Here is a 1,298-nt window from a genome sequence, read left to right on the forward strand (position 1 = left end):
CGCCGCTCTTTCTATCTTTATAACGTTATAGTTTTGGATCGCTATATATTATGGTCACGACTTAGGTATTTTTGAGTTTCAAACACTATTTATCTATAACATTATAGTTTTGGAACGCTATATATTATATTCAGGAGTTAGGAATTTTTGAGTCTCAAACACTATTTATCTATAACGTTATAGTTTTGGAACGCTATATATAGTGTATCTGCGTAAATCCTACATTCTGTTTCCCCCATTTTTTAATAAGTTGAGGGATACTCCACATACCATTAATAAGCAGTATTATTTCCTACTCCGCATTATTCCAGCCATCAATTGAAGCCATCAAAACATTAACTGCTGGATGGTCTATCAACTCCTTAAAAGCTTCCTTTCCTCCCTGTTTTAAAGTTTCAATTATTCGAGATTTCAGAGAGGGATTTTTCTCAATTTCTTGCATTACCTCACCTACAATTATTGCATTTTCCGTAGGAGTTGCAGAATAGTCCGGTTTAGACAATTGTTGTAATAATTGCTGAATTTCTTTTGCTGCTTCGGCTAAATTTTGCTTTTGCTCTGGGGAATAATTATGCTGATTTGCTGTGCCTATCTTTCCTTTACCCGCAACAATAATAGAACGATCACCCTTAATATCATATTTATTTTCTTCAGTCATTTTCAATCTCCTTATTTCACTATTTACAAAAATATTAGTACCATTAATTTGATACTCAGTTGTTGTCTGTTGAACAACTTTTTCTGAATTGTTCTCCAGATATTCGATAATATCATCAAATTTGACTTTTATTGCTTCATATTTATTCCGCTCCTTAGCTTGAGTAACTATACCTTCCAATGTTGAAAAGACTTTTCTGAAATATTTTGCAGATGCTTCTTTAACGGGAATTACAAGCTTTTCTTGACCGGATATTTCTGTTAAAGGTGGCAAGAATAATATGCAGGGAAGTTGATCAGAAGGGATACCTAAATCTCGTGCTATTTTGTAAGATTCATTTCTGTTAAATGGTTTTTCAGTAAACAGTCTAATTGGTTTAAATATTTCACGTAGCTCTGATAAAAGAAGGTACTTCCAATACTTTATCAACAGCTTCCAGTTAATTCCCTTTTTTTCTAAGACATATATGTAGCACCACTCACCAGTTAGCTTGTCAAAATCTTCAAAGTTATTCATCATATAGTCTACTATTTCCGAATCTCCATCTGTATAGAGGAAAATTCCTTTGACTATACTATGTGAGTCATTCTTGATATTTTTATCGGTAATTATGATGTCTTCATATAGAGTTTTACTTGTA

1 protein-coding gene is annotated in these 1,298 nt (G+C 32.6%); it reads right to left on the bottom strand.

Features of this window, described 5'->3' with window-relative positions:
• Positions 1–292: 292 nt before the first annotated feature.
• A partial coding sequence (locus F6K13_RS33680; RefSeq protein ID WP_353735759.1) for a hypothetical protein occupies positions 293–1,298 on the bottom strand: 1,006 nt, incomplete at its 5' end.

It is taken from the genome of Okeania sp. SIO2B9, assembly GCF_010672505.1.
GTDB lineage: Bacteria > Cyanobacteriota > Cyanobacteriia > Cyanobacteriales > Microcoleaceae > Okeania > Okeania hirsuta.